Raw genomic sequence first — 23,846 nt, 5'->3', positions numbered from 1 at the left:
ATATGAAAAGTTATCTAAGCTCATCAACACAGGATTTAAATTTGGTTGCAGCTTCACCAACAGCAATGATTTTATCACAGTCAATAGTTAAAGCTGTTTTAATACCATCCCTAACTTCTTCATAAGTAGCTCCTAAAGTGCCTTTTTTAACAAATGAATCAACATGATCTAAAAGTATTTTTTCCTTAAGTTCAGGATTTTCATTAATTAAATCACTAGCTATTTTTTGAGAAGATGCAGATGCTGGAACAACATATTTTGAAAGCTCCAAAACACTATTAAATATTTGTAAATCTCCTTCTTTTCCAGATTCTGAAGATACAGTAATTACAGTAGTGAAATCTCCGAAAATCTTTTTAAATTCTCCCAAAACAGTTTTAACACCTGCAGGATTATGTGCAAAATCAACTATCACATCTTTTCCATCAATGGTTGTAACTTTCTCCATTCTACCTTCAACACCAGAAAAAGTAGCTACTGATTCAAGAATCTGATTAAAAGGCAATTTAAAGAATTCATGTGCAGCAATAATAACTCCAGTTACATTGAAAACATTATGCAAACCATTTAACATCATTTTAACTTCAAGTTTACCTTCAGGAGTATGTAAATCAAAAGTCTTATTTTTTAAATCAATATTAGTTGCCACATAATCAGTCTGAGGATTAGTTAAACCGCATTTGCAGAAATAATAACCTGAACCAGAAATAATCTCTTTAAGGTCAATCATTTCTCCACAAACACATTCTTTTTTAGAAACACTAGCTGGAGTTTCATCTACACTAAAAGTTATAACTTCACCATTAAAGTCCAAATCTCTTATAAAACCCATAATTGTAGGATCATTTGCATTAACAATTATTTGTTTGCCATTTAAAGACTGGATAAATTCAGACTTTACCTTTGCATAGCCCATAAATCCTCCCAATTCATCCAAATGGTCAGGAGTGATGTTTGTAATTAAACCAGATGATAAATGTGCAGCATCCACCATTCTTTTAATAGTTCCTGGAACACCAAATGTCCCAACTTCCAAAATAGCTACATCGCCATTTAAACGAGCCTGTAGAGGAGGAATAAAACCTGCATTTCCTTGCATATTAACCAAATTATGTTCAACAGGTTTAATACCAGAATCTTTAATTATTTTCTTAAGCAAGGTTGTCGAAGTTGTTTTACCATTAGTACCTGTAATTCCAAATGCAGGTTTATTTGGTAAAAATATATCTAAAATATCATAAATCTCCAAAATAGGAATATCCTCTTCTTTTATGATATCAAAAACTTTTGCAGATTTTGGTAAACTTGGAGGTGGAATAATATAATCAGATTTTTTAAAAAATTCAATAGGATGTTCACCATGGAATACTTCAATATCATATCCTTCTAAAGATTTTAAAAACATGCAATCCTCTTCAGAAGACATATCAGTTCCTATAACATTAAATCCCCTGTCTTTAAGAATTCTAGCTATTAAATTTCCATTAGCTCCACAAATACCTATTACACCAAAAGTAGTGTTTTTATCAAAATCTGACTCATTCATACTTTTTACTTCCCTTTTTAAGTCCTTCCATTATCTTTGCAACAGTGGTTTTCCTATCATAAGCTATTAAAGGCCCCATGTGTAAAATAATATCTCCAGGTTTAGAATATTTGAAAGTAAGCTCTGCTGCATCTGTAATATTTTCACAAGCTATTTTAGTTGCATCTGGATTCTCAATAGCATCTAAAACTTCATAGGCTGCATCCATTTCAACTTCCTGTGTTACCTCATTAAATCCACTGGCTATAATAACATCTACATATTGTCCTACAAGTTCCCCTACTTCTTTTTTATCCCTTTTAGATAACGTATCAAAGTGATCAAGGAATAAAACAACATTTTCATCTTTAAAGTATTCCAAAGTGATTTTCATTCCATCATATAAAAATGCAGAGTCTAGGATAACTTTTCTTCCATTGTACTCCCCGACATCTTCCATATGTGCAGGAAGTCCCCTAAATTCAGATAATGCATCAATAATATCCTTTTCAGCTATTCCATAAGTTAAAGCAACTGCACTGGCTGCAACTGAATTTTCAAAGAAATAACTCATCATGTGGAAGGGAGTAGTAAATGAATTATCTTTATAATTTATAGTTAAAGATTTATCACCAGCTACGCCTGAAAAATCACAACTAGAATTTTTATTTAATTCATAATAAATAGCATTATCTCTAACTTTGGAAATTATATCTCTACAGGAGTTATTTGAAATGAAAATTTCACTCATTTTCTCAAGGATTAATTTACGTTCCTGATATTTTTCAAGAGAACCTCCAAATTCAGACAAATGATCTTCAGCAATATTTGTTAATAAACCTATTTTCACAGATAAATCATTTAAAAGACCAATAGTTCCATGTGGAAGTTCAAAAATAGCTATATCACAATCCTGAGCTTTTCCTTTAACAATACCATCAATAATAGCTTCACTTACAAGGTTATTAACTAAAGAAGAACAAGCCCATACTTTATAACCTGCCTGTTTAAATAAAGAAGTTGTAATGAAAGTAGTGGTTGTTTTACCCATAGTTCCAGTAATTCCAATAATATCCACAGGTATTAAATCATTAACCATCTTAGAGAATTCTTCATTAGATATTACTTTTATATTTGCTTCTTTAACTTTTTTAGCTATTGGTGCTGAATCCGGCAAAGTTGGAGCCTTATAAACACAGTCAATACCCTCAATTGAAGGATCATCATTTCCCAAATCTAGAATAACTCCTTCTTTTTCCATTTGTTTCAATATAGATTGAACATCAGTTTTAAAATCAGACAACTTTTTCGGATCAGTTATAACAACATCATAATCTTGATTGTTAAGTAATCTTGCAACAGGTCTTCCTGCATTACCTGCACCTATGACTAAACACTTCATATACTATTCCCCATAATTAGATTAATATAGTATATGGCCTTTATTTAATTTAAAGTTTTAAAAAATAAGAAAAAAAGAATAGAAAAAAAGTTTCTATTTCATAAATTGTTTAAAGATATTATAAATTAATTATCTACTGAAATTGAATTAAATTTTCAACATCATCATATCTAACTTCAAGACCACACATTGATGGAATATAATTAGCTGCTTTAGCAGAATTAACACCAATAACCTTGAAACCCATATCTTCAATTGGAGCTACAACCATACAAGTATCACAAACAATATTTCCACCAGCATTTTCAATAGTGGTTGTATATCCCATTCTATCAGCAGATGCCTTTACTGCAACAGAGGTACAAATCCATAATTTATTTTGAATCTTTTTACCTTCAACAATATTTGCAACCTTCTTAATTTCCTCTAAAGAAGCATGAGGACATCCTAAACAAATTAAATCAGGAGTTACATCAGTAGTTGTTAAATTAGTTCTTGTTTCATCAATATCTTCACGAGTAATAGCTATTTTATCCTCTGCATTTTCTTTTTCAGCCACTTTATACTCAGGAGTGACATTTTCCATATGATACAATGCTACAGAACCAGAAGATGCCAAAGCTGCACCTAAAGTTTTTAAATCATTGTTGTCTGGAGTGTTTTGTAATATGAAGTAAGGTATTCCTCCACCAACTTTCTGACCAATAATATAACCTAATGCACCGAAATCAGCACCACTAAGTTCACATTCAACATTAACAACTAAATTTGCTTTCCTATTTTCTTCAAAATGGAATCCATACATAGGAGTTTTACCAACAATTGAAGCAGCTAGTGCTCCAGGACCACCTTCACGATTAGTACGGGCTCCAATAACAGAATTTACATAAGCAACTGCAGAAGATTCAGCCCATGCAATATGATCTCCAAATCTAGGAACATTACCAACAAGATATGGAGTACAGGTACATGTTTTACTTACTCCAAGCTTTGCATATGCATCTACAATCCTATTTTGTTTAATAGAGAAATCTTCTGGAAAACCAAATTTTTTCCAGTTATCTAAATCAGTTCCAGGAGGGTTTAAAGTAGAAATAGTATTAGCATCCCCAATATCACCTTTAGCTAAATCTTCTAGATATTCAAGACCTGCTTCACCAATTGTTTTGTAAGAAACACCTGAAACTTGTGCAGAAGTAATTTTTACTAATTCACTAGCTCCATAAATATCTCCAAGTGCAACTAAAAGATCCATACTTTTTCTAATAGTTTCCCCATATTCTCCATTACACATTGCCTCTTCTTCTCTAGTTAAATACATGTAAAACACCTAAGAATTATTGTTTAATTGATATTCAACCATTTCATCAACTAACTTTAAGAAAAAATCCTTTGATTCATAAGGAATCATAGCACCAGCAGCGATATCATGACCTCCACCTTGGCCACCAAAATTCTTAGAGCTGTCATTAAGAGCTTTACCTAAGTTTACTCCCTTATCAACCATTTCTCTTGTAGTTCTTCCTGAAATTTTAATATCATTATGTAATCTTGATAATCCTAAAACAGGTTTTGAATTATCTAAAAGTTCAACAGACAATCCAATACTAGCAATTGTTCCCATTACAGATTTTAAAACCTTATCTTCAGTGTAAAGATATTGAATACTATTTAAACCAACAGCTCCTTCTCTTTTAATCCAACTTAAACCTTTAAGTATTTGATTACGATATTTACGTTGTAAATCAAGAGCAACTTCAAGTATTCTTTCACGTTCTCCAATAGCTATGCTTAAACCTAATCCTGCTTTTTTATTTTTACCGCAAGCATCTAAAATATAAGCATATTCTTCTAAATCACGTAATAAAGGAATTTCCTTAGGAATGGTAAAACAATCACCAAAAATATCAGGGTTAATTTTAATTAATTCATCTTTTAAAACATCTTTTTCTTCATCAGCCAAATCTGAGAATTTAATACCATAAGATAAGCCAATTTTTTCTAAAAATTCAGTAGCTCCCTCTAAGTCCCCACTAATTCCAGGTAAAGCTGGAGAAAAAGTATAAGCAAGTGATTTGTTTAAAGGTTCTGAAGCTTTTGAGACTGTTTTAAGGCCTTCATGAATTTCTAGTGTTCCACTTTCTTTTGCATCATTTACAATAAAACTGTTAACACCAGTGAAACCATCTTGACCTTGCATATCTCCAAAAGCACCAGTCAAAGCAAAGTAAGCAAGATGTTTCTTATTTAAATCCCTAACAGTTAAATAAGCTGATCCTGCACCACTTAAGTCTTTACTTCCATCAATTTCAAATAAATGAGGATTGACATGCACTAAGTTACTATCTGCTTCAACATCACTTACTTGATGATGATCAGCAACTATAACATCACTTTTAAAGGAATTAAGCTCTCTTATATATGCACTACCCATATCTGAAAAAATAAATAAGTTATATTGTTCATGTCTTAATTGATTAACAACATCATCTTTAAGACGAGGAACAATAGTAGTGTGAAATTGAGCTCCTTCTTCTTTCAAAGCATTAGCTATAACTGCTGCTGCTGAAATTCCATCAGCATCGTTATGAGAAATTAATCTTATAACATCATTATTTTCAATATGCTCTTTGAGCATATTAGTAGCTTCACTAGCCCTATTTAACAAGGAGTGCTGCTTGTTGTGGATTGTATCTCCAACCTTCTGGTAATTCACCTTCACTTACATAATAAGAACCTAACCTTCTGATTCTAGATTCAATGATGGTTAAACCTCTTTTAGAATGTAAGTCTTTAGGGTTTTCTTCTAAATGGTCTCTGATGTTTACTGCTCTTCTGATTAAGTTCATTAAATCTTCAGGATATTCACTTGCTTGACCATTTCTTTTTAAAATTTCGTTAATCCTTTCACCAGTTACTTCTTTAACACTAGGAATACCATAAGTATCTCTTAAGATGATACCGATTTCACTGGTACTTTTACCTTCTCTGGTGAATTTTAAAATCATTTCTTCAATTTCTTCGTTACTGTAAGTTACCCAATCTGGTTTTGCCATAATAAATACCTCATTTTATATTATTATAAAAATTATAGAATAATTATTCAGTATTCTCTTTAGAATACCATTCAATAAATTTTTTTAATGAATTTTTTCTATGTGAAAACTGGTTTTTTTCCTCGGTTGTTAATTCTCCAAAAGTTTTACCTTCTTCAGGAACATAAAAAATTGGATCAAAAGCAAAGCCTAAGTCACCTTTTTCTTCAACTGCGATTTCACCTGCGACCTTACCTAAAAAGACCAAGGGCTCAGAATTGGGGGTGCAGTACCCAATAACTGACCTGAATTCGGCATAACGGTCGTCAGTATTGGTTAAAAGCTTTAATATTCCAGAATTTCCTAATGTATCTTGAACATATGATGAATAAGTTCCTGGAAATCCTTTAAGAGCTTTTATGAATAAACCAGCATCTTCAACAATCACAGGTCTATTTAATTTACGACTAGCATATTTTGCACCTGATTTGGCTACCTCTTCAAGAGTTCCTTGAGGTTCACAGTAACCTAAATCAATATGCTCTAATTTAATGTCATAATCTTTAAAAATATTCTCTGCTTCTATTACTTTATGTTTATTCCCAGTTATAAATGTTATCATAAAACCACTTCCAAAAGTTAATGAGTATATCTTCCTCTTGACTCAATTTCATTAATTTTTTTAATTATTTGTTCTCTATTTAAAGAATCATCATTATATTCATCTGCATAACCTTCAAGAACCTTATCAAAAATTTTGATAGCAGTATTATAATCAATACTTTGAAGAGATTTTTTAAGAACAAGCAAATCAACAGCCTTATCTTCAAATAAATCAGAATATCTTCCTAAACCAAAATCAATGAAAACTAGCTGATTTTTATCATTGACCATCATATTAGAAGAAGTTATATCCCCATGAATGATGTTTAAATTATGGAATTTAGCAATGTTTTCACCAATTTCATAAGCTAAGTCCTCATTTATAATATCTTTAACTAAATCCCCTTTAATTTCTTCCATAAGAATTGTTTTATCATGCAAATTAACATCATATAAAATAGGAGTTACAACACCAGCCTTTTTAACATCAGATAATAATTTTGCCTCCAATTTTGTTCTTGCTTTTCTTATTTTATTGTCAATTTCAGGAATACGATAATTCTTAGAAACTCTATTTTTTAAAACTGCATCTCTACCCAAATAGCTGCTTTTAACTATATTAGATTCAGCACCCTTAGCTATTAAATCATCAGGAAGTTTTAAGTATGATTTTTCATTTTTAATCCATGGAATATCAACTTCATCAGTTCTAAAACGTTGAATAATTCCAGTGTCTTTAATATCCATTGGACCAAACTGCTTATGCATTAAAAGACCTAACCATGCAATCATAACCCCATTATCACCACATAACTTCATTTGAGGCATGTAAAATTTAGCTCCATGCTCCACAGCCATTGTATTAAGCATTTCACGAAGGCGAGTATTCGCTGAAACTCCACCACATAACATGACTTCATCTTTCTGAGTATGAGACAATGCCCTCTCTGTAACCTCAACAAGCATTGCAAAGGCAGTTTCTTGAAGAGAATAACAAATATCTTCAATTGCAGTCCCTTTCTCATGTTCTCTAAGTGCTGCAGAAAGCAAGCCAGAAAATGAAAAGTCCATACCTTTTACAACATAAGGCAAATCAATATATGAACCTGATTTGGCCAATTTTTCAATAACAGGACCTCCAGGATGTCCAAGTCCAGTTTCCCGCCCAAAATGATCAAGACAGTTCCCGATAGCTATATCTAAAGTTTCACCAAAAATTCTATACCTTCCACTTTCAAAAGCTATTACCTGACTATTACCCCCACTAACATAAAGAGAAACAGGATTAACAGCACCAGTATCTAGTTTTCCAATTTCAACATGTCCAATACAATGATTTACACCAATTATTGGTTTATTTAAAGACAATGCTAAAGTACGGGCAGAAGTGGCAACTATTCTAAGTGCAGGCCCAAGCCCCGGCCCTTGAGAAAAAGAAATCAAATCAATATCATCATAAGAAATTCCAGCCTCTTCAACAGCCTGTGGAATTAGCTGTGGAATCCAATTAGCATGATGTTCAGCAGCTATTCTTGGATGAATTCCTCCTTTTTCAGGAAATAGCTGTTTACCAGCCATACCTAATATATTTCCTTCATCATCAACTATTCCAACACCTGTTTTTTCAGCAGTTCCTTCAATACCTAAACTTATCAAAATAATCAACTAGTACACTTTATTAAAATATATATAACTTTTAGGAAGTATAAAAAAATTACACTTTAAAAAAAATATCACATCAACATCTTAAATCCTATTGATAAACCTAATTATAGTGAAAACTCTTAAAAACATTACTTAAGTAAATGTAAAAAAATTAAAATATATCAAATACAAATGAATAAACAATGTATTTTTCTAAAAGAATCGAATATCTAGATTACCTAAAGGTACTTGCTATTTTATCAATTATAGCTATGCACATAACTGCATTTTTTAGTGATGTAGAAGTAATGAATCTAACAATGCATAACCTATCACAAATTGGTCGTTTTGCAGTACCTATCTTTCTAATGGTAACAGGCATTCTTCTTTTAAATAGAAATTATCCTAATTATTTAGATTTTTTTAAAAAAAGAAGTTTAAGGATAACATTGCCCTTTTTATTTTGGATTTTTATTGCATTACTTGTAACATATAATATAAATTCAAATCTATTTAACTCATCCTCATTTTTAGTTACAGTAGCAGATACACTTAACACTGGCATCCTCTGGTATTTTTGGATGTTAATAGGAGTTTATCTAGCAATACCTATTATCAATGAATATGTTGTTGCCAAAGGCATGGAAGGCATTAAATATTTCCTAATAATAGCAATATTGGATCTATAATTTTTCAACTTTGCACTATATTTAAAATACATACTTATTTAGATTTGAGATTTTTTATTAACCCCGTATTATATCTTTTATTAGGATATTATTTACATAATTACAAATTCAATATTACAGACAATAGGATAATTTTAATTTCACTTATCTTGTTCTTATTCTCATCTGTTTTAAAAATATTGTTCGCTGGCGATTATACAATATTTTATGGCGTGAACAATCATCATTGGGAAAGCGAATATAATATATTCTTAGATACATTTTTAGATGTTGGAATAATCGAAATTATTCAAGCAAGCTCTTTACTTCTATTAATAAAATATTTAAATAGCTCTAAACTAACAGGAATACTTTCCAATATAAAAAAATCATATTTAACAAATATTTTGTTAAATTATTTGAATCCATTTCAAAAACAACATGGGGTATCTATTTAGGCCATTACATATTTCTATTAATATTACCTCCATATGTGGCAAACTTAACACTAACTGGAACTGAAACAGTACTTGCAATACTAATAATCTCATTAGGAATATTAATTATCCTATATTGTGTGATTTCCATTTTAAGAAGAATACCAATAATAGATAAAATAATTGGTTATAATTCCTAACAATTAACATGCTTTATAATGAAAAAAGAAAAATTATTCAAGTTCTTGACCACATTCATCACAGAAGTTTGAATCCTCAACTACATAAGCTCCACAGTTTGAGCAGTATCTTCCTCCATCTGGAACAACATCACTATTTTCTGTTTTTGGTGTTTCAATATACATCATAAAGCAACATATCAAATTCAACAATGGATAAAATATTACCAGGAGATAATGCTCAAGACCCTGTTCAAATATCATTTCATATAAAGCATTTTCATCGAATCCTAAAATGAAAAAACGTAATGCATCAAAAGCGGCTTCGCCTCTAGAAAATTCTTCAAGAGTTAAAAGTCCATAAAAACCACTACCAATAAAAGCGAGCATCACTAATCCTAAAAGAATAGCCAGCACTTTACTATTTTTAATGCTTTCATTAGGAATGATTAATAAAATTGATGGAATAGCCATGATAAAAATAATCACCGGACTTATCTCCCAGCGTTCACCAAAATTAGTGACAGAATAACCCCAAACCAAAAAGCCAACAATAAGAATAAAAATACCAAAAATTAGTTTATTTTCATAGGTTATTTTTGATTCTATTAGGCCAATAATACCTTCATTCATCCATATTTCTCCAACAGTTATATCATTATTTTTATACACAACTAATATTTAATATCTACACAAATATTAAGAACTGGTTTATCCATGAAAAACTAATATAATATTTATAGATAAAACCATAATTAAATACAGTGATTGATATGGGATTTTATAGTAATAAAACTCCTGAAGAGAAAAGAGTTAATGAATTAACAGGAGATATCCACCTTTGCGAAGAATTTAAAAATGAACTTGAAGCAAGGAAAATACCTCTTTACAAAGGTTACAATATTCAGAAACGTTTAAGGTTAGAAGTGGAACAGGAAAAACTTCATGGAAAAGAAGTTGATACAAGATTAATGGAGCTATTAGAAGAAAATAGTAAAATTAAAACTGATTCTAATTATGCAGAAACCATTAAAAATGTTGAAGGAGCTACAAAAGTTCCATCAAGACCAAAAGAATACAATGCACCAAGTGGTTTTTTAACTAAAGAATTTTCAAAAATGAATATTAAAATACCTCCAAAAGGAAAACCTAAAAAACCACAGGAAGAATTAACTGATAGAGAATTACTAAATAAAATCATATTGCAAAATGAGAAAATTATCAATCAAAATAAAATAATTATTGAAGAATTAAAAAAATTAGGTGAAAACTAAATGATAGATGGAATAACCACTTATGGTTCAGAAGACTTATTAAATGAAATCAAAAACAAAGAACCAGTATTCATATGTACTATTGGAACAACTGAAACTTCAAGAATTCCAGGAATATCCGGTGCAGGAGCTACACCAGAATTAACTGAATACACACCTGCAGCAGATGTTGAATTAATGGTTTTAGGAGAAGTTCGTTGTATGGATGGAATTGCACAAACTGTAGTTGATGGTGTAACCACACCAACACCCGCAGTCCTTACAAAAGCAGCTATTGAAGTAGCAGATATCCCATTTGTGATTGTAAATGCAGGATCTAAAATAAAACCTGAAATCCAATGCATGAACTTAACTGATGACTATGGAAGAGATGTAAGAACTGGCCAAGCTATTAAAAATCCATTGGAAATATTTGAAAATGCAAGAGAACTTGGATTAAAATTAACTAGAATGCATGATTACTTAGTAATCGGTGAAAGTATAGCTGCAGGAACAACAACAGCATTAGGTGTCTTAAAAGCTCTAGGATATGATGCAGATGGAAAAGTAAGTGGATGTATGCCAACAAATCCTCATGATTTAAAAACAGCAGCTGTTGATGAAGGACTTGAAAAAGCAGGAATTAAACCTGGAAAAGATGTTGATGCATTTCAAGCAATAGCTGCAGTTGGAGACCCAATTATAGCTGCGGTTGCAGGTTTAGTTTTAAGTACAGATATTCCAATTATTTTAGCAGGTGGAACTCAAATGGTGGCTGTTTGTGCAGCTATCAAATCAATAGACCCTAATTTTGATTTTTCAAGAATAAATATAGCTACAACTGTCTATGTAGTTGAAGATGAAACAGCAGATTTACTTGCCCTAGCAAAAGCAGTTGATGAAAATATTACTGTCCATTCAGTTGATCCAAGATTTGAAGATGCAGAATATGCAGGTCTTAAAAATTATGTTGAAGGACATGTAAAAGAAGGTGCAGGAGCTGGAGGAATGATGTTTACAGCATTAATTCGTGGTAGCTCTGTTGAAAACTTAAGAAAACATATAGAAAAAGCATGTGAATAGGAAAATAATTATTTTTCCTATTTAAAAATTTTATAAAAAAAGTTAAAAAAAGGATATTTTTAGAATAAATTAGTAATTGAACCCATAAATATGATAATACCTATAGCCCAACAGTAATATGCAAAAATATCCAAACTCTTATTTTGAATAAGGTCAAGTACCCATTTAATAGCTATATAACCTGAAACAGCTGCAGCAATAAATCCAAATGCAACAGGCCAGAGATTTGCATCTAAAGCTGATCCAATGTCACCTAATTGAACAACAGTTGCTCCTAAAATAGCTGGAATAGATAATATGAAACTGAATTTAGCAGCAAATTCTTTATTTAAACCGATTGTAAGACCAGCAGCTATTGTAGTACCTGAACGTGATAAACCTGGCATGATAGCACATGCTTGACCTAATCCCATAAATAAAGATTCTTTAGCACCCATATTATTGAAATCAACTTTACCACTGTTCATTCTTTGAGATAAGTAAAGAATTGTACCAGTTACAAATAAGAAAAATGCTGGAACATAAAGTGCACCTGCAAATAATGCTTCAACTTGACTTTCAAATAAGATTCCAACAATACCAACAGGAATTGTACCTAAAATAACATACCAAGCTAATCTCTTATATGGATCTTTCTTAAATCCTTCTACAAATCTTCCTTGAGCAATGTCTCCAACACTTAAAATCCATGCCCTTATCATTTCATAAACATCTTTACGGAAGAAGAACAAAACTGCAATCAAAGAACCCATATGAAGGAATGTATCAAAAGCAAGAGAACTTCCAACGCCCAAAATATTATGAATAAAAATTAAGTGTGCAGAACTACTAATTGGTAGAAATTCAGTTAAACCCTGAACAACACCAATTATTATCCCTTGTAAAATATCCATAAATTACCACCTTAAATATAAGTTAACCAATTAAATTTATCTTCTTTTCTAGCTTCTGCAATATCAAAGAAAGTTTTTTGTAATTCTTCAGCAACAGGACCTCTTTTTCCTGCGCCTATAACTTTACCATCAACAGAACGAATTGGAGTGACTTCAGCAGCAGTTCCAGTGAAAAATACTTCATCAGCGAAATATAATCTTTCCCTAGTTAAAGATTCTTCAACTACTTCATAACCTAGATCTTTAGCTAAGGTTATAATAGAATCCCTAGTAATTCCTCTAAGAATAGATGAAGATAAAACAGGAGTGCGTAAAACACCATCTTCTACTATGAATATATTTTCACCACTACCTTCAGCAACATAACCTAAATAATCTAACATAATTGCTTCATCATATCCATGTTCAATAGCTTCCATTTTAGCTAATTGAGAGTTCATATAATTAGCTCCACATTTAGCCATGGTTGGTAATGTATCAGGAGCAGGTTTTCTCCAGGATGAAACACCTACATTTACACCTTTTTCCATTCCTTCTTCACCTAAGTAAGCTCCCCAATCCCAAGCAGCTATTACAGTGTTAACAGGACAACCAAAAGGACTTACACCTAATTCCCCGTAACCTCTGAAAACAACTGGGCGAATGTAACATGAATCTAACTCATTAACTCTTACTGTTTCTAAAATTGCTTCAGATATTTCTTCTTGAGTATACGGCATGTCAATTTTGTACATTTTTGCAGAATCAAATAAACGTTGTACATGTTCCTCAAGACGGAAAACACAAGTACCATTATCATTATGATATGCACGAATACCTTCAAAAACACTTGTTCCATAATGGACTACGTGTGAAAGAGAATGGATTTTAGCATCTTCCCAGTTTACCAATTCACCGTCCATCCATATTTTACTAGCTGAATCATCCCAAGCCATTAATATCACTTCGTCAAAATTTATTTCAATATAATAATTAACTTTTGATTTATTTATATATTTCAGTTCAAGGTAGATAAATGCTTTTAAAATAAAAATGCAAAATTCTAAGAAAATAAAGAATAAATTAAACGATGTTTAATAAAATCTTGACCAACTATTAATTTTAATATAAAAAGCAAATAATAAATATAAAAAATCATCTTTAATAATATTTACTTAAAAAAGATATCAAAAAGCGAAAGATTTATATATTACATCAATCTTAAATAATGTTGTCTGTTGGTTCCGTGGTCTAGGGGTATGATACCTCGCTTACAACGAGGGGATCACGAGTTCAAATCTCGTCGGAACCACTACTTATTACTTTTTTTAATTATTTCTTAATTCAATACTACTATTTTTAACAAACTTATTTAATTTCAAAAGAACTTATTTTACAAATATTTCTTAAAATTTTCAACAAATAAACAAATATTTTATATTAAATTTAAACAGTAGTTCATTTATTATCTTTAAATCCTATAAAATTTATAATATTTGCTTTTTTGACAAAAATACCAATTTTCCATTAGAATTAAATCAAAAGATTAATAAGCCCTATGAACTAGAATTAATAATATCAATAAATTTTTAAAATATATTGAGAAGTGATTAAAAATGGTAGTAAAAATAGGAATTATAAAGAGTGGAAATATTGGTACCTCACCAGTATTAGATTTACTTTTAGATGAAAGAGCAGACAGACCTAATATTGATGTAAGAATAGTAGGTTCTGGTGCTAAAATGAACCCTGAACAAACAGAAGAAGTTGTTCCTAAAATTAAAGACTTTGATCCTGACTTTTGTATATTCATAAGCCCAAACCCAGGTGCTCCAGGTCCAGCAAAAGCAAGAGAACTTTTATCTGAAATGGATGTTCCAGCTATCATCATTGGTGATGCTCCAGGTGCAGGTAAAAAAGATGAAATGGATGAACAAGGTTTAGGTTACATCATTGTTAAAGCAGACCCAATGATTGGTGCTAGAAGAGAATTATTAGACCCAACTGAAATGGCATGCTTCAACTCTGACATTATCAAAGTATTAGCAGCTACCGGTGCTTACAGATTAGTACAAAACACTATTGACGAAGTAATTGCATCCTGTGAAGCTGGTGACATTGAATTACCAAAACTCATTATTACCGCAGAAAAAGCAGTAGACGCAGCAAACTTCGCAAACCCATATGCAAAAGCAAAAGCAATTGCAGCATACGAAATGGCAGCAGCTGTTGCAGATTTAGACTTAAAAGGATGTTTCATGTTAAAAGACCACAATCAATACATTCCTATTGTCGCAGCAGCACACGAAATGGCAGCTGCAGCTGCAAAATTAGCTGTTGAAGCAAGAGATATTGAAAAATCTAATGATACTGTAACCAGAACTCCACACATGGGTGACGGTAGTACTGGAAGCAAATCTGTATTATTAGAAAAACCACAATAAGTAGCTAACTGCTACTTTATTTTTCTTTTTTTAAAATAAAATTAATAAATAAAAAAAAGTAGATTTATAAGACTCCTTTTGTACTAAGAATCTGATTATGTTCTATTTTACAAGCTTCTTTTAATGCTTTAGCAAATGCTTTGAATAATGCTTCAGCTTTATGATGATCATTAAATCCTTCTACAGTTCCATAAATATTTATTTTTGCAGAGCTTGCAAAGGATTCGAAAAAGTGAATGACAATATCTGAAGTCATATCGCCTATTTTATCATTTTTAAATTCCAAATCCATATTACAATAGCTGCGTCCACTAATATCAATAGCTACAGTTGCAACAGATTCATCCATAGGTATAATTGCATGTGCCATTCTTTTTATACCTTTTTTATCTCCAATAGCTTCATTAAATGCTTCACCAAGAACTATGCCAATATCTTCAATAGTATGATGATCATCTATCTCAATATCCCCTTTAGCATCAATATCTAAGTCAATGAAGCTATGTTTTGAAAAGGATTCCAACATATGATTAAAAAAATTAACTCCAGTTGAAATATTGTACTTTCCACTACCATCTAAATTCATTTTAATATTAATCTCTGTTTCTGATGTGTTTCTTGAAATATTTGAAACCCTTTCCATCATATCACCATTACTTTTCTTTAATATTTAGGAGGTTCACGAATAATTTTAATGCAATCTACAGGACATTCCATTGCACATAATGTACAAACATGACAATAACGTAAATCTAATATTTTTGCAACTTTCCCAATTTTCCATATTTTTGCAGCTTTTGGACAGATATCATAACAATTTCCACAAGCTATACACTTATCTTCATCAATTTCAATTTGTAAAATGAAAATCACCCCAATATAACAAATCTACAACTTTAATGTTGCAACGGACATAGCTTTAAAACCAATGTAAACAGTTTTACCAATAGTAAGATTTAAATCTTTTTCAGCAGACAAAGTGATGAAAGAATATAATTCTACTCCACCTACATCAATTCTAACTTTAATAACTTCCCCATCCAGTTTCATTTCAACAATTTTTCCATCAATAATATTTCTAATACTGGATGTACTAGGTTCAAGCATTATAAAGATATTATCATAGCTGATTAAAGCCAATATATTATCTCCAAGAGCGTAACTTCTATCTAAAGGAATTTTAATTGATAAATCATTTTTAGTTAATTCCATTACTCCCTTATCTTCATCAATGTCTGAAACAACAGTTTCAATTTCATTAACATCCCGATGTAACTGCATAATGGCATTAATTTTCTTACATTCTTTTAATATAGAACGACCTTCAGGAGTTAAAATGGCTCCCCCACCACCACCTTTACCTCCTTTAGATGTGCTAACAATACTAACATTAAGAGCTGTTTCAATTTTATTAATATAATTCAAAGCAGTCCTATATGAAACATCAATAAGTTTTGATGCATCTGTAATTGAACCAGTATTAAGTATACCTTCTAATAATTTGAATTTTTTATGATCTAATAAAAAAGCATTATCATTAAAATTAATTTTATATTCAACATCTGCCTTTACATCAGTCATTAAACTTCCCCCTCATTGCCAAAAGACAATAATAAAAAATATGTTTTTATTATTTAAATAGTCTTTTAATCAATTATTTTCTAAATTCAATTCTTTCAATTACATTTAAAAGTTTATTGAAAAGAGAAGACAATGGACCGAATTTAGCAGAATATCCTCTGAAATGGTCAATATCATCTTTTGAAAAGAATTTTAAAAGAGATAAGAAGAATAAATAAACAATCGGACAAACAATAATTCCTAAAACTAAACCTAATGGATTTTGAGGAATGAAAAAGGTAACAACAGCCATGATAAATGAAGCTACAAATATCTTTAAAATAGAACCCATAGGAGCTTTAGTTTCTGTTAATTTAAATACTAAAATCATAATTGGAATCATCATTGCAAAACAAGCAACAGTTGTAGCCAATGCCCCACCTTCAATTCCCATTATAGGCACGAAATACCAGTTAAGGAATAAGTTAAGAATAGTACCCGCAACTAGAATATACATCGGAATTCTAGGATTACCAATTCCCTGAACGATACTTGTTGAAATTGAGAATAATGAATAAAAAGTCATTCCAATAGCTAAAATAGATAAAGCAATAGCTCCTGCGCTGTAAGCTGGATTAGTGAAATATAATATCTCCAAAACAGTTCCTGAGAAAAATGCAATAAATACACACATTGGAACAACAAAAAGCAAAGAGAACCTATAAGACAGTAACACATATTTTGAAAGTGTAGTTCTGCTGTGCATTGCAAAAGCCTCTGAAGCAGCAGGCAAGATAGTAGTCGCAATAGAGGTAGAAATAATTAAAGGCAATCTAGCTATTGGATCAGCTGCTGCAAATATACCAACATCAGATGTTGTTAAAAATCTACCCATAACTAAAGTACAGACATTATAAATAAGCATTTCTGCAACAGCAGTTATAATAACAGGTACAGCAAATTTTAAAAGAATAGCTGCAAGTTTTAATTCACTTTTCAAGGAAAATTCAAATCCTTCACTAGCTGGAGGCAATAATTTACCCATATGATTTTTAAAGAGATAAACAGCCATTACAACAGATGTTGCAAATCCTAAAACAGTACCCCAAAGTGCACCAATAGCCTGGAATCCCATTAAGACAAATGCAGTTGCAAATAGAATCATACCTAACTGTTCTATAGCACGAGTATACAGAATATACTCCATTTTATATACTCCCTGAAAAGCACCTCTAAATGCACCTACAATTACACTGAATGGAGTAATAAGCCCTACAATTTGAAGAGGAACTGTAGCTATCGGTTTTTGAAGATATACTTCTGCTAACCATGGAGCTGCAAAGAAAACCATGATAAAACCAAAAAATAGCCCTAAGAAAATCATTATTTTTAAAGCTGTATAAATGGTCTGTCTGGCCATATCTGACTGGTTAGTGGCATTATACTCAGCAACATATTTTGCAATAGCTGGTGGAAGACCCCCTGCAGATAAAGTTTGAAAGATTCCCTGAAATGGCAAAGTCAATCCTAGAACACCATACATTGATGGTCCAAGTAAGGATGCCATTAAGAAACGGTACACATACCCTCCTAAACGAAAGATAATATTACCCAAAAATATTATAAAACTACCACGAACTAATTTATTTGCCATGAACAACCAGCCATAAAATTTTAAATTAATATATTATAACTAAAAATTACTATATAAATTTTTTATCAACTGTTAAAATTTTATTACATATAGTAAATCAAATGTAAATTACCTATATTTTTTTAAAAAATTGCAAAATTCATTAACTGTTCTTGTTAAAGATTGATAGCCATATTCATCTTTTTCGATTTCTTCAATAGAATCATTTGACCAAAAGGAAGCCCCCAAATTTGAGCCAAATGGGCCTCCACTCACTGGAATAATTCCATGTATCATGAAGTAAATGATATTCTTAAGATGGACAACATCTTGTCCCCCTGTTCTATCTCCACCAACAGCTATACTCATACCAATCTTGCCTCTTAAAATATTATAATCAACTGCTTCAAGAGCTCTTGTACGATCCATAATAGCTGCTAGATTACTGCTGATACCACCACTTTGAACAGAACTTGCAAGAATAATTCCATCAGCATCAAGCAAATCATCATAAACAGAAGTCATATCATCTTGAATAACACATTTCTTATTTTCCATACAATAATCACAATGCATGCAAGGAGTTATTTGCTTTCCACTAGCTGAAAATAATTTTGTTTCAAAACCTTCATCATTTAATAAATCCAAAGCCTTATTAAGAGCATATTCAGTGGTTAAATGTCTTGGACTTGCAGAAATCCCATAAATTTTCATTAAATCCCTCCAAAAAAGATAAAATACTTAATATAAATTTATAATCCCTTTAAAATAATAAATGTTATTGGAAAGAATTTTATATTAAATAAAATAAACTTCTATTAGAGGCTAACTATGAAATTTGGAAAAGGAACAGTAAAAAAATATTCAAGAGAATATACACGAACTCTTAAAAGTGGTGAAAAACGGAAATATAAAACCGAACAAATCCAAATTACCATTCCAAAACAAGAAGATATTTATGAAAATGGTGAAGAAGTTCTTATAATTCCTCAAAGTGAAAAATCAGAACTTGAAGATATTGAAGAAATCATATCCTCTCTTGAATTTGGAAATTACTTACTTAAGGAAGAATTATCCGCACTTAAGGAAAAAGATACCAATTTAGAGGATAATGAAACTTACATTACTTTAACAAATAATTATAATGAACTTAAAAACAGCTATGAAGAGCTCATTAATGAAAAAGAAATAGTTAGCAGCCAATTAAAAAACCAGGAATCTATTTTTAATGAAAGGTTAAGTAAAGTAACCGAAATTAAAGATAAATATGGAATGGAAAATGAAAATTTAATTAATGAAAATCAAGACCTCATTGATTCCAATAACAAATTAAAAGAAAGTAATGATTCTCTTAAATCAGACATTGAAGAATTGAAAGAGAGTTACAACATATTAGAAGAAGAAAAAGAAAAAACCTCCAAAGAGTACTTAAAACTAAAAGAGGAATATAACAACCTAATTGATAAATACAATGATATGGTTGATGAATTAGTTAAAATCAACTCATATAAAAAACGTAATAATTTAATAAATAGAAAATTCAAAGAATATTTATTGAAATCAGATTAATCAAACTTAGAATAATCTTCTTCAACATGCCACCTTTTTAAACCAGGTAAAAACATAGTTGTAATCCCTGTAGCTTCTGTTTCAGCTAGTCTAGGATTTTTAGCCATCATTTCTTTTGATTTTCTTATTATCATTTCATTAAGAGTAATATCTGGTTCTGTAAATTCTCCATCCTGAAAACAGTCAATACAATAATCAGGATTAGGACTTCCATCTTCATTTGTTCCATAATCTTTTTTTACAATTGGTCTACCGCAAGAATTACAAAATCCCATATTATAATCTCCTATAAAAAAAAGAAAAAAGAAGGATGAACTTAGTTTACTTGTTCATCTTCATCAAGTGCAAGTCTCATACTGTCAGGATCTTGAGGGAAGTGAGCTAAGAAGTCTTCTGCAGCCCTTCTTACATCTCTAGAACCGATAATGTATCTACCTGCAATAATAATATCTGCACCTTTTTCAGTAGCTTCTTCAACTTTGTCAGGAGTGATTCCTCCAGCTACTGCAACTAAACCACCATCAATGAGTTTTTTGATTTCTTTAATATTACCCCATTCAGTCATGTTGCTTGTATCTTCACCTTTTTCTGCTTTGTAGGTTTCTAAGTCAACATTTCTGTGTAATAATACTATATCTGGTTTTAAATCTTCAGGAAGTTCAGATAATTTTTCAGCAAAGTCATCTACATTCATCATATCAAGGATAGAGTAGATACCTTGTTTTTGGGTTTCATGAATAGCTTTTTTAATTGACTCAATAGTTCCAAGTCCAGAAATAGCAACAGCATCAGCAGTTTCATCAGCAGCCATTTTTATTTCTACCCTACCAACATCTAAAGTTTTTAAGTCTGCAATGATAAATGCACTTGGACGTAATTCTCTGATTTTAGAGACAACTCCAACACCGAATTTTTTAACAAGAGGAGTTCCTGCTTCAATAAGGACTCTTTCTTTATCTGGAAGATCATTAATGATTTTTTCCATAGCATCTAAATTATCTAAGTCAAGTGCAACTTGTAAGTAAGGTGGAGACCAAAGTTTTTGTACTCTGAAGCCCATGATTGGGTGGGTTCCACGATCTTTTTCTGCAAGTACTTTATCAATAGATGGATAACCAGACATTGCTCTTCTAATAGCTAATTTAGTTGCTCCATAGTTGTATTGGTAAATTTTCCTATAATTTTTTGCAGCAGGATGAATAAATACGCTTACATTAATTACAATGTCTTCAACAATGTCTTTTGGAATGTATCCTTCTTCTACTGCATCTGCAACAGCTCTACCAACAGCAGTTTGTGCAGGTCCAAATATTTTATTTGCATCATCTAAATCTCCAACAGTTACTTTAGGAATGATTAAAGTAGCTGGTTTGGTCATTAAGTTAGGTCTAATTACAGTGGTTAAAGGAGTGTGACCAACAGATAAATTGGATAACCCATTTGCAAAAGCTTGTCCAGCAGGTCCTTCTTTATCACCAATAATTAAATCAACATGTGCTAATTCATCTCCATCTCCAATGAGAGCTTCACCTATATTGTACATTAAAGTTCCTCCATTTTAAAAAAGTATTTAATAAATTATCTAACTAGCCATATTTAGAACAATATGCCAATACTTTTAATCCACTAATTTAATTTTAAAGAAGTGGTTAATAGATAATATACTTAATTATACATTATTAGTTTATGAATTTAATATAATATATATTTTAATACTTAAAATCAGTATAAGAAAATAGAAAAATTATTTCTTAAAAAATATGTTTTAATATAAATTTCTAAAAAAATAAAAAAAAAGAAAAGGAATTTTCCTATTGGAAATTAATCCTTTTTGAAATGTCTTTAGGTAATGGTAATCTTCTAAATGGCATACCTTGAGTTTTAGCTTTAATAGCGTCAATTAACTCATCAACAGTCATATCAACTTTTTCGCCAGTTTCACGAATAGTGACATTTAAATTACCAGATTCTACTTCATTATCTCCAACAACAAAAGTGTATGGAATCCATTCTTTAGCTGCACTTCTGATTTTCTTACCTACACTTTCATCCCTGTCATCTACATCAACACGAATATCCGCAGCAGCTATTTTATCAGCAAGTTCAAAAGCATACTCTTTATGAGGTTCACCAACGGTGATAACTCTTGCTTCAATAGGACTTAACCAAACAGGCAACATTGGAGCTTTTTCATTTAATTCAATAGCAGTTTTTTCAAGTAAACTGCAGATAACCCTTTCAATACTTCCAGTAGGACTACAGTGGAGAATAACAGGATTATGTTCCTCACCATCTTCACCTAAATAAGTGATACCAAATCTTTCACCACTTTCAACATCAATTTGAACAGTTGGGTTTTCAATTGGTCTTCCTAAGTAATCAATTGCAGCAAAATCAATTTTACAATCCCAGTAATGTTTTCTTTCTGGTAAAATTTCAAGTAATACTGGTTTTCCTATTTTTTCACCAATAGAATACATCCATTCACTGTATTTATCATAGAATTCTTGAGTTGCTCTAAAGATTACTTCATAATTTACTCCTAAATCTACACCAGTTTGGATACACATATCAGTTTGTTTTGAGAACTCCTCTAAAGATGCATCTAAATCTGCACAGAAACTATGGAAATCCGGCATTGTAAATGCCCTTAACCTTTTAAGACCAACAACTTCACCTTTTTGTTCAAAACGGAAACTGTAAGTTGAAAGTTCATAAAGTTTAGCAGGTAAGTTTTTCCAAGTACAGAAAGTATCTGCCATTACTCTGAATGCACCGAAACAACATGCAAATCTAAGCATTAAATTCTTTTTAGTGGCAGTTCTGTATTGTCTTTCACCAAATTTAGCAGCATGAACATTAATTGCATCATTATCTAAATCATAGAAAATTGGTGTTTCAATAGGCATTGCTCCTTGATCAACTACTAAATTATAAACATAATCAGCGAGTAAATCACGAACTAAACGTCCTTTAGGATACCATTTAAGGTTTCCAACATCAGATGCAATTTCGTAATCACATAACTCTTTTTCTCTCATTAATTTGACATGAGGCGGTTCCCCTTCATCAGAAGCTCCTTCACCAAGTTCATATTTAACAAGTTTCTCAAATTGATCATTATCAAAATTAAATTCATCAATATCAATAAGTGTGTCCCCATCAAGAACAGACCATGATGATGGTTTTTTCTCTCCTTCCTCTTCATCCTCTTCATCAGCAGTAATGGTTCTTGAAAGCTCACTTAATGGATGTCCTTTACAAGAGATTTCAAATGCTTTATACCAACCAAATGGGACTCTGTAAACATCTAAACCTTCACTTTTAATAATTTCTTCAGCATCTTTTAAAATTTGAACAGCAACTTTAGGAGAACTTAAAGAAGAAGACAAATGAGCATAAGGATATAAAACAATATTTTCTGCTTTAACTTGATCATTAACTTTTTTAATTTCTTTAATTAAATTTTTAACAATAGCAGATGGATTTTTTTCATCTTCTTTTTCAACAGCAGTAAATACTACTAAAGATTCATCAAAAGCTCCTTGTTTTTTAGCTTCTTCAATTTCTTCAGCTACTGGAGTTTTATTTTTTACATTATAATTTAAATAATCAGAATGAATAATTAAAATTCTCATTTATAATCACCAGTACTTAAAAAATAAATATTAAATTAATTTATGTGGATTATATTATATAAAATTTTAACTTAAAAAGAACAAGTGGAAAAATTCAGTGCTGATTAACAGACAAAAAAAGAAAAAGAAAAATTCCCTTATTTGATAAGGGAATTAATAAATTTTTATTTTATTTTTATGGTTGTTTTACTGTGATTTTGTTGGATGCTGTTGCATTTCCATAAACTGAAGTGATAATATACTCACCAGGAATCAAATTAATATTCAAATGAGCAACACCATTCTCATCAGTAACCCTGTT

The 23,846-nt window shown here is 30.9% G+C and carries 24 protein-coding genes and 1 tRNA gene; 6 read left to right on the top strand and 19 right to left on the bottom strand.

Annotated features, from left to right (window positions below; genetic code table 11):
* Positions 1 to 10: 10 nt before the first annotated feature.
* The 7 genes from MBBWO_RS02520 to MBBWO_RS02490 form a co-directional block, all read right to left on the bottom strand.
* Positions 11 to 1,546, bottom strand: coding sequence for a Mur ligase family protein (locus tag MBBWO_RS02520; RefSeq protein ID WP_116669322.1), 1,536 nt, complete (start codon positions 1,544 to 1,546; stop codon positions 11 to 13).
* Positions 1,539 to 2,927 carry a Mur ligase family protein gene (locus tag MBBWO_RS02515; protein WP_116669321.1) on the bottom strand — a complete coding sequence of 463 codons (1,389 nt, stop codon included), beginning with the start codon at positions 2,925 to 2,927 and terminating at the stop codon, positions 1,539 to 1,541. The genes MBBWO_RS02520 and MBBWO_RS02515 overlap by 8 nt, the downstream gene beginning before the upstream one ends.
* Positions 2,928 to 3,060: 133 nt before the next feature.
* Positions 3,061 to 4,248: an aconitase X catalytic domain-containing protein gene (locus MBBWO_RS02510; protein ID WP_279303187.1), complete on the bottom strand. Its 1,188-nt coding sequence runs from the start codon at positions 4,246 to 4,248 to the stop codon at positions 3,061 to 3,063.
* 9 nt (positions 4,249 to 4,257) lie between these two features.
* A complete protein-coding gene (locus MBBWO_RS02505) occupies positions 4,258 to 5,595 on the bottom strand; it encodes a single-stranded-DNA-specific exonuclease RecJ (RefSeq protein ID WP_116669319.1) in 1,338 nt (445 codons plus the stop codon).
* Entirely contained in the window at positions 5,585 to 5,983 is a 399-nt protein-coding gene (locus MBBWO_RS02500; RefSeq protein WP_116669318.1) for a 30S ribosomal protein S15, read from the bottom strand. Before MBBWO_RS02500 ends, MBBWO_RS02505 begins: the two co-directional genes overlap by 11 nt.
* 43 nt (positions 5,984 to 6,026) lie before the next feature.
* Positions 6,027 to 6,584, bottom strand: a complete 558-nt coding sequence (locus tag MBBWO_RS02495) for an XTP/dITP diphosphatase (protein WP_116669317.1) — start codon at positions 6,582 to 6,584, stop codon at positions 6,027 to 6,029.
* Between the two features lie 17 nt (positions 6,585 to 6,601).
* On the bottom strand, positions 6,602 to 8,230 hold the full coding sequence (locus MBBWO_RS02490; protein WP_116669316.1) for a bifunctional N(6)-L-threonylcarbamoyladenine synthase/serine/threonine protein kinase: 1,629 nt from the start codon (positions 8,228 to 8,230) through the stop codon (positions 6,602 to 6,604).
* Between the two features lie 182 nt (positions 8,231 to 8,412).
* Here MBBWO_RS02490 and MBBWO_RS02485 point away from each other — a divergent pair, with 182 nt between their 5' ends.
* Positions 8,413 to 8,898 (top strand): acyltransferase, encoded by a 486-nt coding sequence (locus MBBWO_RS02485; RefSeq protein ID WP_116669315.1) that lies wholly within the window; start codon positions 8,413 to 8,415, stop codon positions 8,896 to 8,898.
* 441 nt (positions 8,899 to 9,339) lie between these two features.
* On the opposite strand, the gene MBBWO_RS08245 is transcribed toward MBBWO_RS02485, so the two are convergent.
* Together MBBWO_RS08245 and MBBWO_RS02480 are read right to left on the bottom strand one after the other, a co-directional pair.
* Complete coding sequence (locus MBBWO_RS08245; RefSeq protein ID WP_279303186.1) at positions 9,340 to 9,465, bottom strand: hypothetical protein; 126 nt, start codon at positions 9,463 to 9,465, stop codon at positions 9,340 to 9,342.
* A gap of 82 nt (positions 9,466 to 9,547) precedes the next feature.
* Positions 9,548 to 10,126, bottom strand: a complete 579-nt coding sequence (locus MBBWO_RS02480) for a zinc ribbon domain-containing protein (RefSeq protein ID WP_116669314.1) — start codon at positions 10,124 to 10,126, stop codon at positions 9,548 to 9,550.
* A 140-nt stretch (positions 10,127 to 10,266) separates the two neighbouring features.
* Between MBBWO_RS02480 and MBBWO_RS02475 the strand changes: the two genes are divergently transcribed.
* Together MBBWO_RS02475 and cobT are read left to right on the top strand one after the other, a co-directional pair.
* Positions 10,267 to 10,767 carry a hypothetical protein gene (locus MBBWO_RS02475; protein WP_116669313.1) on the top strand — a complete coding sequence of 167 codons (501 nt, stop codon included), beginning with the start codon at positions 10,267 to 10,269 and terminating at the stop codon, positions 10,765 to 10,767.
* Complete coding sequence (cobT, locus tag MBBWO_RS02470; protein ID WP_116669312.1) at positions 10,768 to 11,829, top strand: nicotinate mononucleotide-dependent phosphoribosyltransferase CobT; 1,062 nt, start codon at positions 10,768 to 10,770, stop codon at positions 11,827 to 11,829.
* Positions 11,830 to 11,888: 59 nt separating this feature from the next.
* Here the strand turns inward: cobT and MBBWO_RS02465 are convergent, their stop codons facing one another.
* Entirely contained in the window at positions 11,889 to 12,722 is an 834-nt protein-coding gene (locus MBBWO_RS02465; protein ID WP_116669311.1) for an undecaprenyl-diphosphate phosphatase, read from the bottom strand.
* An 11-nt stretch (positions 12,723 to 12,733) separates the two neighbouring features.
* Positions 12,734 to 13,657: a branched-chain-amino-acid transaminase gene (gene ilvE, locus MBBWO_RS02460; RefSeq protein ID WP_116669310.1), complete on the bottom strand. Its 924-nt coding sequence runs from the start codon at positions 13,655 to 13,657 to the stop codon at positions 12,734 to 12,736.
* A gap of 284 nt (positions 13,658 to 13,941) precedes the next feature.
* Between ilvE and MBBWO_RS02455 the strand changes: the two genes are divergently transcribed.
* Positions 13,942 to 14,013: transfer RNA gene (locus MBBWO_RS02455), tRNA-Val, on the top strand.
* Positions 14,014 to 14,317: 304 nt separating this feature from the next.
* Complete coding sequence (locus MBBWO_RS02450; RefSeq protein WP_116669309.1) at positions 14,318 to 15,145, top strand: F420-dependent methylenetetrahydromethanopterin dehydrogenase; 828 nt, start codon at positions 14,318 to 14,320, stop codon at positions 15,143 to 15,145.
* Between the two features lie 64 nt (positions 15,146 to 15,209).
* On the opposite strand, the gene hisB is transcribed toward MBBWO_RS02450, so the two are convergent.
* From hisB to MBBWO_RS02425, 5 genes are all read right to left on the bottom strand, one after another.
* Entirely contained in the window at positions 15,210 to 15,788 is a 579-nt protein-coding gene (hisB, locus tag MBBWO_RS02445; RefSeq protein WP_116669308.1) for an imidazoleglycerol-phosphate dehydratase HisB, read from the bottom strand.
* A gap of 20 nt (positions 15,789 to 15,808) precedes the next feature.
* Complete coding sequence (locus MBBWO_RS02440) at positions 15,809 to 16,018, bottom strand: 4Fe-4S binding protein (RefSeq protein WP_243408457.1); 210 nt, start codon at positions 16,016 to 16,018, stop codon at positions 15,809 to 15,811.
* A 15-nt stretch (positions 16,019 to 16,033) separates the two neighbouring features.
* A complete protein-coding gene (locus tag MBBWO_RS02435; protein ID WP_116669306.1) occupies positions 16,034 to 16,726 on the bottom strand; it encodes a winged helix-turn-helix domain-containing protein in 693 nt (230 codons plus the stop codon).
* A gap of 73 nt (positions 16,727 to 16,799) precedes the next feature.
* Positions 16,800 to 18,359: a flippase gene (locus MBBWO_RS02430; protein ID WP_116669305.1), complete on the bottom strand. Its 1,560-nt coding sequence runs from the start codon at positions 18,357 to 18,359 to the stop codon at positions 16,800 to 16,802.
* 108 nt (positions 18,360 to 18,467) lie between these two features.
* Entirely contained in the window at positions 18,468 to 19,052 is a 585-nt protein-coding gene (locus MBBWO_RS02425) for a flavodoxin family protein (protein ID WP_116669304.1), read from the bottom strand.
* Between the two features lie 117 nt (positions 19,053 to 19,169).
* Here MBBWO_RS02425 and MBBWO_RS02420 point away from each other — a divergent pair, with 117 nt between their 5' ends.
* On the top strand, positions 19,170 to 19,907 hold the full coding sequence (locus tag MBBWO_RS02420) for a hypothetical protein (protein WP_116669303.1): 738 nt from the start codon (positions 19,170 to 19,172) through the stop codon (positions 19,905 to 19,907).
* Here MBBWO_RS02420 and MBBWO_RS02415 read toward each other — a convergent pair.
* The 3 genes from MBBWO_RS02415 to MBBWO_RS02405 all read right to left on the bottom strand — a co-directional run bounded on the left by MBBWO_RS02415 (position 19,904) and on the right by MBBWO_RS02405 (position 23,545).
* Positions 19,904 to 20,182 (bottom strand): zinc ribbon domain-containing protein, encoded by a 279-nt coding sequence (locus tag MBBWO_RS02415; protein WP_116669302.1) that lies wholly within the window; start codon positions 20,180 to 20,182, stop codon positions 19,904 to 19,906. The two genes, MBBWO_RS02420 and MBBWO_RS02415, sit on opposite strands and share 4 nt — an antisense overlap.
* 41 nt (positions 20,183 to 20,223) lie before the next feature.
* Positions 20,224 to 21,450: a bifunctional 5,6,7,8-tetrahydromethanopterin hydro-lyase/3-hexulose-6-phosphate synthase gene (locus MBBWO_RS02410; protein ID WP_116669301.1), complete on the bottom strand. Its 1,227-nt coding sequence runs from the start codon at positions 21,448 to 21,450 to the stop codon at positions 20,224 to 20,226.
* 268 nt (positions 21,451 to 21,718) lie between these two features.
* Positions 21,719 to 23,545, bottom strand: coding sequence for a threonine--tRNA ligase (locus MBBWO_RS02405; RefSeq protein ID WP_116669300.1), 1,827 nt, complete (start codon positions 23,543 to 23,545; stop codon positions 21,719 to 21,721).
* Positions 23,546 to 23,846: the final 301 nt, after the last annotated feature.

Source organism: Methanobrevibacter woesei, from assembly GCF_003111605.1.
Classification (GTDB): Archaea; Methanobacteriota; Methanobacteria; order Methanobacteriales; family Methanobacteriaceae; genus Methanocatella; species Methanocatella woesei.
This window is presented reverse-complemented; position numbering and strand designations above follow the sequence as displayed.

What these genes read in the sequence shown, in the direction of transcription:
- MBBWO_RS02520 (WP_116669322.1), bottom strand. Translation starts at nt 1,546, where the DNA reads ATGAATGAGTCAGATTTTGATAAAAACACTACTTTTGGTGTAATAGGT.
- MBBWO_RS02515 (WP_116669321.1), bottom strand. Translation starts at nt 2,927, where the DNA reads ATGAAGTGTTTAGTCATAGGTGCAGGTAATGCAGGAAGACCTGTTGCA.
- MBBWO_RS02510 (WP_279303187.1), bottom strand. Translation starts at nt 4,248, where the DNA reads ATGTATTTAACTAGAGAAGAAGAGGCAATGTGTAATGGAGAATATGGG.
- MBBWO_RS02500 (WP_116669318.1), bottom strand. Translation starts at nt 5,983, where the DNA reads ATGGCAAAACCAGATTGGGTAACTTACAGTAACGAAGAAATTGAAGAA.
- MBBWO_RS02495 (WP_116669317.1), bottom strand. Translation starts at nt 6,584, where the DNA reads ATGATAACATTTATAACTGGGAATAAACATAAAGTAATAGAAGCAGAG.
- MBBWO_RS02485 (WP_116669315.1), top strand. Translation starts at nt 8,413, where the DNA reads ATGTATTTTTCTAAAAGAATCGAATATCTAGATTACCTAAAGGTACTT.
- MBBWO_RS08245 (WP_279303186.1), bottom strand. Translation starts at nt 9,465, where the DNA reads ATGGAAATCACACAATATAGGATAATTAATATTCCTAATGAGATTATT.
- MBBWO_RS02480 (WP_116669314.1), bottom strand. Translation starts at nt 10,126, where the DNA reads ATGAATGAAGGTATTATTGGCCTAATAGAATCAAAAATAACCTATGAA.
- MBBWO_RS02475 (WP_116669313.1), top strand. Translation starts at nt 10,267, where the DNA reads ATGGGATTTTATAGTAATAAAACTCCTGAAGAGAAAAGAGTTAATGAA.
- cobT (WP_116669312.1), top strand. Translation starts at nt 10,768, where the DNA reads ATGATAGATGGAATAACCACTTATGGTTCAGAAGACTTATTAAATGAA.
- MBBWO_RS02465 (WP_116669311.1), bottom strand. Translation starts at nt 12,722, where the DNA reads ATGGATATTTTACAAGGGATAATAATTGGTGTTGTTCAGGGTTTAACT.
- ilvE (WP_116669310.1), bottom strand. Translation starts at nt 13,657, where the DNA reads ATGGCTTGGGATGATTCAGCTAGTAAAATATGGATGGACGGTGAATTG.
- MBBWO_RS02450 (WP_116669309.1), top strand. Translation starts at nt 14,318, where the DNA reads ATGGTAGTAAAAATAGGAATTATAAAGAGTGGAAATATTGGTACCTCA.
- hisB (WP_116669308.1), bottom strand. Translation starts at nt 15,788, where the DNA reads ATGGAAAGGGTTTCAAATATTTCAAGAAACACATCAGAAACAGAGATT.
- MBBWO_RS02435 (WP_116669306.1), bottom strand. Translation starts at nt 16,726, where the DNA reads ATGACTGATGTAAAGGCAGATGTTGAATATAAAATTAATTTTAATGAT.
- MBBWO_RS02430 (WP_116669305.1), bottom strand. Translation starts at nt 18,359, where the DNA reads ATGGCAAATAAATTAGTTCGTGGTAGTTTTATAATATTTTTGGGTAAT.
- MBBWO_RS02425 (WP_116669304.1), bottom strand. Translation starts at nt 19,052, where the DNA reads ATGAAAATTTATGGGATTTCTGCAAGTCCAAGACATTTAACCACTGAA.
- MBBWO_RS02420 (WP_116669303.1), top strand. Translation starts at nt 19,170, where the DNA reads ATGAAATTTGGAAAAGGAACAGTAAAAAAATATTCAAGAGAATATACA.
- MBBWO_RS02415 (WP_116669302.1), bottom strand. Translation starts at nt 20,182, where the DNA reads ATGGGATTTTGTAATTCTTGCGGTAGACCAATTGTAAAAAAAGATTAT.
- MBBWO_RS02410 (WP_116669301.1), bottom strand. Translation starts at nt 21,450, where the DNA reads ATGTACAATATAGGTGAAGCTCTCATTGGAGATGGAGATGAATTAGCA.
- MBBWO_RS02405 (WP_116669300.1), bottom strand. Translation starts at nt 23,545, where the DNA reads ATGAGAATTTTAATTATTCATTCTGATTATTTAAATTATAATGTAAAA.